Origin of the sequence: Flavobacterium sp., assembly GCF_017985075.1 — a bacterium.
Classification (GTDB): Bacteria; Bacteroidota; Bacteroidia; order Flavobacteriales; family Flavobacteriaceae; genus Flavobacterium.
Genome location: NZ_JAGNYF010000045.1, coordinates 7,653 through 14,390 on the forward strand (window position 1 = coordinate 7,653; position 6,738 = coordinate 14,390).

General features: G+C 32.6%; 7 protein-coding genes. 1 reads left to right on the forward strand and 6 read right to left on the reverse strand.

The window, feature by feature from the left end:
• Window positions 1-240: 240 nt before the first annotated feature.
• The gene (locus KA468_RS08440; protein ID WP_291242507.1) at window positions 241-789 is read right to left on the reverse strand and encodes a sugar transferase; all 549 of its coding nucleotides are present in this window, start codon (window positions 787-789) and stop codon (window positions 241-243) included.
• A 19-nt stretch (window positions 790-808) separates the two neighbouring features.
• Window positions 809-2,698: a nucleoside-diphosphate sugar epimerase/dehydratase gene (locus KA468_RS08445; RefSeq protein WP_291242508.1), complete on the reverse strand. Its 1,890-nt coding sequence runs from the start codon at window positions 2,696-2,698 to the stop codon at window positions 809-811.
• A gap of 118 nt (window positions 2,699-2,816) precedes the next feature.
• Between KA468_RS08445 and KA468_RS08450 the strand changes: the two genes are divergently transcribed.
• Window positions 2,817-3,365 (forward strand): DUF3575 domain-containing protein, encoded by a 549-nt coding sequence (locus KA468_RS08450; RefSeq protein WP_291242509.1) that lies wholly within the window; start codon window positions 2,817-2,819, stop codon window positions 3,363-3,365.
• A gap of 221 nt (window positions 3,366-3,586) precedes the next feature.
• Here the strand turns inward: KA468_RS08450 and KA468_RS08455 are convergent, their stop codons facing one another.
• From KA468_RS08455 to KA468_RS08470, 4 genes are all read right to left on the reverse strand, one after another.
• Entirely contained in the window at window positions 3,587-4,732 is a 1,146-nt protein-coding gene (locus KA468_RS08455) for a DegT/DnrJ/EryC1/StrS family aminotransferase (protein ID WP_291242510.1), read from the reverse strand.
• On the reverse strand, window positions 4,725-5,372 hold the full coding sequence (locus KA468_RS08460; RefSeq protein WP_291242511.1) for an acetyltransferase: 648 nt from the start codon (window positions 5,370-5,372) through the stop codon (window positions 4,725-4,727). The genes KA468_RS08455 and KA468_RS08460 overlap by 8 nt, the downstream gene beginning before the upstream one ends.
• Window positions 5,369-5,977, reverse strand: coding sequence for a sugar transferase (locus KA468_RS08465; protein ID WP_291242512.1), 609 nt, complete (start codon window positions 5,975-5,977; stop codon window positions 5,369-5,371). Before KA468_RS08465 ends, KA468_RS08460 begins: the two co-directional genes overlap by 4 nt.
• Before the next feature lie 21 nt (window positions 5,978-5,998).
• A partial coding sequence (locus tag KA468_RS08470; RefSeq protein WP_291242513.1) for a glycosyltransferase family 4 protein occupies window positions 5,999-6,738 on the reverse strand: 740 nt, incomplete at its 5' end.

Below are 6,738 nucleotides of genomic sequence, written 5' to 3' on the forward strand. Positions count from 1 at the left end.
ATTCTGAAAAAAGTTCAGAATGACAAAAAGGATGTGGGATGGTGGCTTCGAGAGCCTCAGCCACCAACATAAAACAATATAACAAATTTTATACCGTTGCCTGAGGTTCTCGAAGGCAAAAGGAAGAACCTCAGCTACCAATCGAATAGTAGGAAAAAGAATAACGAACATGGAACATGGAATAACGAAATTAGAACAAATTACTTCATCCTAAACCTTAAACCTTTTACCCTAAACCCTTCACCTTTTACCCATAAAAGCCTCTACATCAAAAGAAACGGGAAAGAAGGTGTAAAAAATAATTTGTAAGTCCATAATAAGAGTACGGTTTTGGGCGTACCATTTGTTAATTCTTACTTTGTCTGGCCAGATGACCTCATCGTTGTAGTGTTGTGGGTGGGTTTGTTGGGAAAGAATTTGTTCTTCGTTACGGTATTTTAAAGAGGCAAGTCCCGTAACGCCTGGTTTTAGGTTTAAGATAATACGGTCTGCACCCTCTAATTTGTCGGCATAGCCAGCTACATCTGGGCGAGGGCCTACTAATGTCATTTCGCCTTTTAAAATATTAAGAAGTTGCGGGAATTCGTCTAACTTGGTTTTTCGTAACATTCGTCCCCAAAAAGAGGTTTTATTTGTTTTTGAATGAAGGGTTCGTAACTTATAAATCAGAAATGATTTTCCGTGTTGCCCTATTCGCTCTTGTGTAAAAAAACCGTTTGATTGTGTATCAATTGCTGTGATACCTATCACTAAACATAAAAAAACTACACTGCATACTAAAATTGTCATAGTAGTTACTTACTAATTTTTATTCTTGTGGTGTTTGAATAAATTCGGGTACCAATTCTCTAATTACATCAATCAAATCTTCTTTTGTTTCAAAGGAATTGTCTTTTAATTTGAAAAGAAATTCACTTACGCTTTCAAAACAATGTACTGGGTCTTGTGCGATAAGAATTTTTGAATGATAGGTTGGTAATGTTTTTGAACTGTCTGCCAAAAGTTCTTCGTATAATTTTTCTCCTGGACGTAATCCAGAATATACAATGTCAATGTCCTTATAAGGTTCTTTCCCGCTTAAACGAATCATTTTTTCTGCTAATTCTCTAATGAAAATTGGTTTACCCATATCAAAAACAAAAATCTCTCCTCCAGCGCCCATGGTTCCGGCTTCTAAAACCAACTTACACGCCTCTGGAATCGTCATAAAGAATCTGTTAATATCTGGATGCGTTACGGTTATTGGTCCGCCGTTTTTAATTTGTTCTTCGAAAAGGTTGACTACAGATCCATTTGAACCCAGTACATTTCCAAAACGCGTGATAATAATTTGAAGCTTTTCAGCACTTTTTTGTTTGTAATAGGCTGACTGAACTAAAATTTCAGCCAATCGTTTGGATGCCCCCATAATATTTGTAGGGTTAACCGCTTTATCTGTTGATACAAATACAAAACGCTTTGATTCAAATTTTAAGGCGGCATCTAACACATTTTTGGTTCCAAAAACATTAACTTTTATGGCTTGCATAAAGTTATTTTCTAAAACGGGTACATGTTTGTAAGCTGCTGCATGAAAAACAATTTCTGGTTTGTATTTTTCAAAAACCGATTGAATTTCATTTGAATTGGTTACATCCACTAATTCATATTCGCAAGTAATTTGCGGAAATGCGGCAGCCATTTTTAGTTGAATACTGTTTAAAGGTGTTTCTGCTTGATCTACTATTACAATTCGGTGTGGATTGAATTTTGCAATTTGATTGACAATTTCGCTACCAATAGATCCTGCGCCACCCGTGACTAAAACCGTTCTTTCTTTGAAGGTTTCAATAACATTTGGGTTGTCAATGTTTATGGTATCTCTAAACATCAATTCGTTAATGGTATATTTCTTTAATGATTTTACAGTACTTACATCGGAATCGAAGTCGCTTACTAACTTGGCATTGTACACATTGATTTTAAATCGTAAACAATCATTTAACAATTCTAATTCTTCATTTTCTGGTAAATAATTTTTTATTAATACCACGTGTTTGATTTTATTGTATCGAAGTATGGCAATAATGGAATTGGATTTAGCAATGACTGGAATTCCTAATATTTTTTTATCGTTTAAGTATTTATTTTTATCTATAAAAAATCGCAATTTATAGGTAGAACTATCATTTACTAACGCTTCTCCTAAAGCAATCGTGGTGCTGTTTACGCCAATAATTACTATGTTTTTAGCTTTTTTTTGCTCCTCGGCACCTGTAAAATATTTAAATAATGTTTTAATGAAAATTCTAAAAGAAACTAAAGTAAAACAGATTAATAGTGTTGAGAAAAATATTTGCATTAACACAAAAACATGCGAATTGTATGTTAAAAAGTAAAACGTGTCAAAAGTTGCAATGGTTAAAAATGCAGAAAAGACAGCTTTGAAAATTCGAGTAGCATCTTTTAAACTAGAATAACGAATAATGCCGGAATACGTTTTAAAAAGAATAAAATAGCACATTAATACGCCCAAAAGGATAGTTAATCTTGTAACTGACGGCAGGACGTTATAAAATTCAACGCCTAAAAATTTAAAAACCGCAAAATTTGAAGTTGCTACTAAAGCAGAGATTACAAAATCGATAATTAAAATTGACCAATTGGGTAAAAAAGTCAATTTTTTTAAATTAATAAAGGCTCTTATCTTACTTTGCATATTTAGGGAAATTACTTCACACAAAGTTATACTTTTTTTGACTAAAAAAAATATAAGAATGGTTTTTTTCGGTTCTTGTTGAAAATTTAAATACTTATATTTACCAAAAATTTAAATTATGAATCGGTTTTTAGTTGTTTGTTTTGTGTTATTTTTTAGTGGTGTTGTTGGGCAACAACGGGTTCATGTGAATGCCGCTACCACGTTACTTGGCTTTCCTTCAGTAGGTTACGAAAAAGGATTGGGTAAACGATTTAGCTTTCATATTGATGCTATTGGATCTACTTTTAATCGCTATCATAATATGCCCTTGAAGTTTTTAATTATTACGCCTGAAATTCGCTATTATTCGAAGCCTGAACTGACCGGTTTTTATGTGGGAGGACATATTGGTGGAAGTACGTTTCATCTACAAAAATACAATTATGCAAATAGCAATCTTTATCAAAAAGGGTATAATTATATGGCCGGAATTAGTATTGGTTATGTGTATGCCGTATCCGAGAAGTTTGCTTTAGAAGCTTTTGTTGGGGGTGGAACGATTCAAAGTTTTTATAAAGGATACGATAGCACAACTGGTGTGCGTTATGAAGATGCCGATAAATTTAATAAAAGCGGTGAATGGTTGCCGTATCGTGGTGGAGTGAATTTGATTTGGAAAATTTAGTTTAGATTTTTAGATCTTTAGATTTTTAGATAGATGAAGTGGAATTTGCGATATACGATTTGGGATTTACGAAAAGCTAACAGTTGAATACCTTCAGCTTGTACTTTAACAGCATGGTTCGCCACGTTTTTCGCTAAGCGCGCAAAGGGAATTAACTACTACGTGAGTTTTGAAATAAAAAATCAAATAGACAATAAAAAAACCGCCAAATGGCGGTTTTTTTATTGGTGTTTGAAAATAGTATGTATTGCTTTTTTTATTCGGGTTCGATCCTCATCGGTAAGATTAGAACCAGAGGGTAAACACAATCCCGTTTCAAAAAGTTTTCCAGCTACCTGATTTCCGTAGTACGGATATTTTTCGAAAATGGGCTGTAAATGCATGGGTTTCCATAAAGGACGGGATTCGATGTTTTCAGCTTCTAAGGCTAAACGAAGAGTTTCTCTTGTAATACCGTTGGTTTTGTTTTCGTCTATGGTAATGGCGCTTAACCAATAATTGGCAAAATAATCGTCGTTTGGCGTAGAAAATACTTCCACACCTTCAATCGATGCAAAAATATCTACATAAAAATCGTGCATTTGTCTGCGTAAGGCAACATGTTCGTCTAAGACTTCCATTTGTCCTCTACCAATACCAGCACAAATATTACTCATGCGGTAGTTGTACCCGATTTCACTATGTTGGTAATGCGGCGCATTGTCTCGTGACTGCGTAGCATAGAAAATGGCTTTTTCTTTTAGTGCTGCCGTTTTGGTTACTATAGCACCACCACCAGAAGTAGTAATGATTTTATTTCCGTTAAATGACAAAATACCAATATCGCCAAACGTACCACATTTTTGACCTTTGTAGGAACTGCCTAAAGCTTCTGCGCTATCTTCTAAAATTGGAATTTGATATGTATCTGCAATGGCTGTGATTGCTTCTATTTGATAAGGCACGCCGTATAAATGCACGGCAATGATAGCTTTGGGTTTTTTACCCTTTTTTATTCTTTCAATGATTGCTGCTTCTAATGCTATTGGGCAAAGGTTCCAAGTTTGTGCCTCACTATCAATAAAAACAGGTGTGGCACCAAGATATAAAATTGGATTTGCCGATGCCGAAAAAGTCATACTTTGACAAATAACCTCATCTCCAGTTTGTACGCCTAACAAGATTAAACCTAAATGTATTGCTGCTGTTCCTGAACTTAAAGCACCCACGTGAGCATTAGAATCCAAATAGTTTTCTAAGTCTTGTTCTAAACCATTTACATTTGGACCTAGTGGAGCTACCCAATTGGCGTCAAAAGCTTCTTGTATATATTTTTGTTCGGTGCCTCCCATATGTGGAGAGGAAAGCCATATTTTTGTATTATTCATGATATTTAATTGGTTTAGCAGGAATTCCAACTGCGGTACATTTTTCTGGTAAACTTTTCGAAACAACAGCACCAGCTCCAACGATAGTTGAATTACCAATGGTTAATAAATTAATTATTTTAGCTCCTGTTCCTACATATACTGAATTTTCTATGATTACCTCTCCAGAAATATTTACAGATGGCATAAATGAACTATAATCACCAATTTTTGTGTCGTGTCCAACAGTACAGCCTAAATTTAATATTACAAAATTTCCAATAGTAACATTCACTGTAATAATATTTGATGCACAAATAATACATCCATATCCAATATTTACTTCATCTGTTCCAATTAACACATTGGGATGAATTAATGTAGGAAAACTTAAAAAATTATTATAATTTAATGTTTCATACATTTTCTTTTTAATCTTTGGATCTGCTATTGAAATTACAAGTTCTAAATTATAATCAATTTGTAGAAGTTCATTTATAGAACCTAATACTTTAAATCCATTAATTATTGTTTCGCTTTCAACATTATCATCATAAAACCCAATAAATTCGTACTGTTTTTCATTATGATTTATTTGGTCAATTAACATTTTTACTTCTCTGCCAAAACCGCCTGCTCCAATAATTGCAATTTTTTTCATAAACTATTTCCCTTAAATGCTTCTGCTGAAACTGAATTTTCAGCGGTTATACCTTCTCTTTTAAACACTTTTTTTATTGTTTGATAAAGTATTTTTAAATCTAATAAAAATGACACATTTTCGACATACCAGACATCATATTCAAATTTTTGTTCCCAACTTATTGCATTTCTTCCATTTACCTGTGCCCAACCTGTAATTCCTGGTTTTACTTCATGTCGTCTCCTTTGTGATTCATTGTATAAAGGCAAATATTCAGGTAATAAAGGTCTTGGTCCTATTAAACTCATATCTCCTTTTAATACATTCAATAATTGTGGGATTTCATCTAAAGAAGTCTTTCGGACAAAAGCACCAATTTTAGTTAATCTATAGTCATCGGACAATAAATTTCCATTTTCATCCTTCTTATCATTCATCGTTTTGAACTTTATTATTTTAAATAGTTGCCCGTTTTTACCTGGACGTAATTGAAAAAAAAATGGTTTTCCTTGATTAACTAAGTACAAACCAATAAGAACAATTACAAATATAAGTAACAGAAAAAAGAAAGCAATAAAAGCGATACTAAAATCAAATATACTTTTTATATGTTTTTTATACACTTAATATGATTTAATTAAATATTAATTGAGTCTATTGATTATTGAATTATAGGAATAATCAACTATATAATTGGATTGCAATAAAATCCATGAATTATTACCCATGATTTCAAGTTTATTGTTATCTATCGATTCAGCTATGGCTTGATTCATTTTAAATATATCACCAGATACTACTTTAAACCCACAATTTGCTGTTTCAATGATATCACCAATATCAGTATTGCAATCTGTTGCAGCAATTACTGGCATTTTCATTTCTAAATAGGATAATAATCTAGATGGGAAATTAGGTATACTAAAATCCGGATGTAAATAAATCAATCCTATATCACAAGATGCTAATAAAGTATCGTAATCTTCTTTTGGTAGTCTTTTTAATAATTTTGCATTAGTTGGTTTGTTATTCTTAAACCAACTATCCATTTTATTGTACTCCGTACCATCTCCAATAATTAAAAAAAAAGCATTTTCATCAGACGATTTTTCTATGGTTTGCAACAAAAAATCTAATCCTTGCGGTTTTCCTAAATTACCTCCATATACTAAAACTTTCTTATTTAAAGGAACTCCGTACTTATTTCTAATCACTCTTTTTTGCTCCTCAGTATACTCAAATATGTTTGGTTCAATCGAATTAGGATTTACTTCAACCTTGCTGCTTTCAATTTCAGGGTTATGAGTTAAAATAAAATCTACATTTGCAGGAGACATACATCCAATGGTATCTGATAAATTATATAATTTTTTTTCTTTGCTTT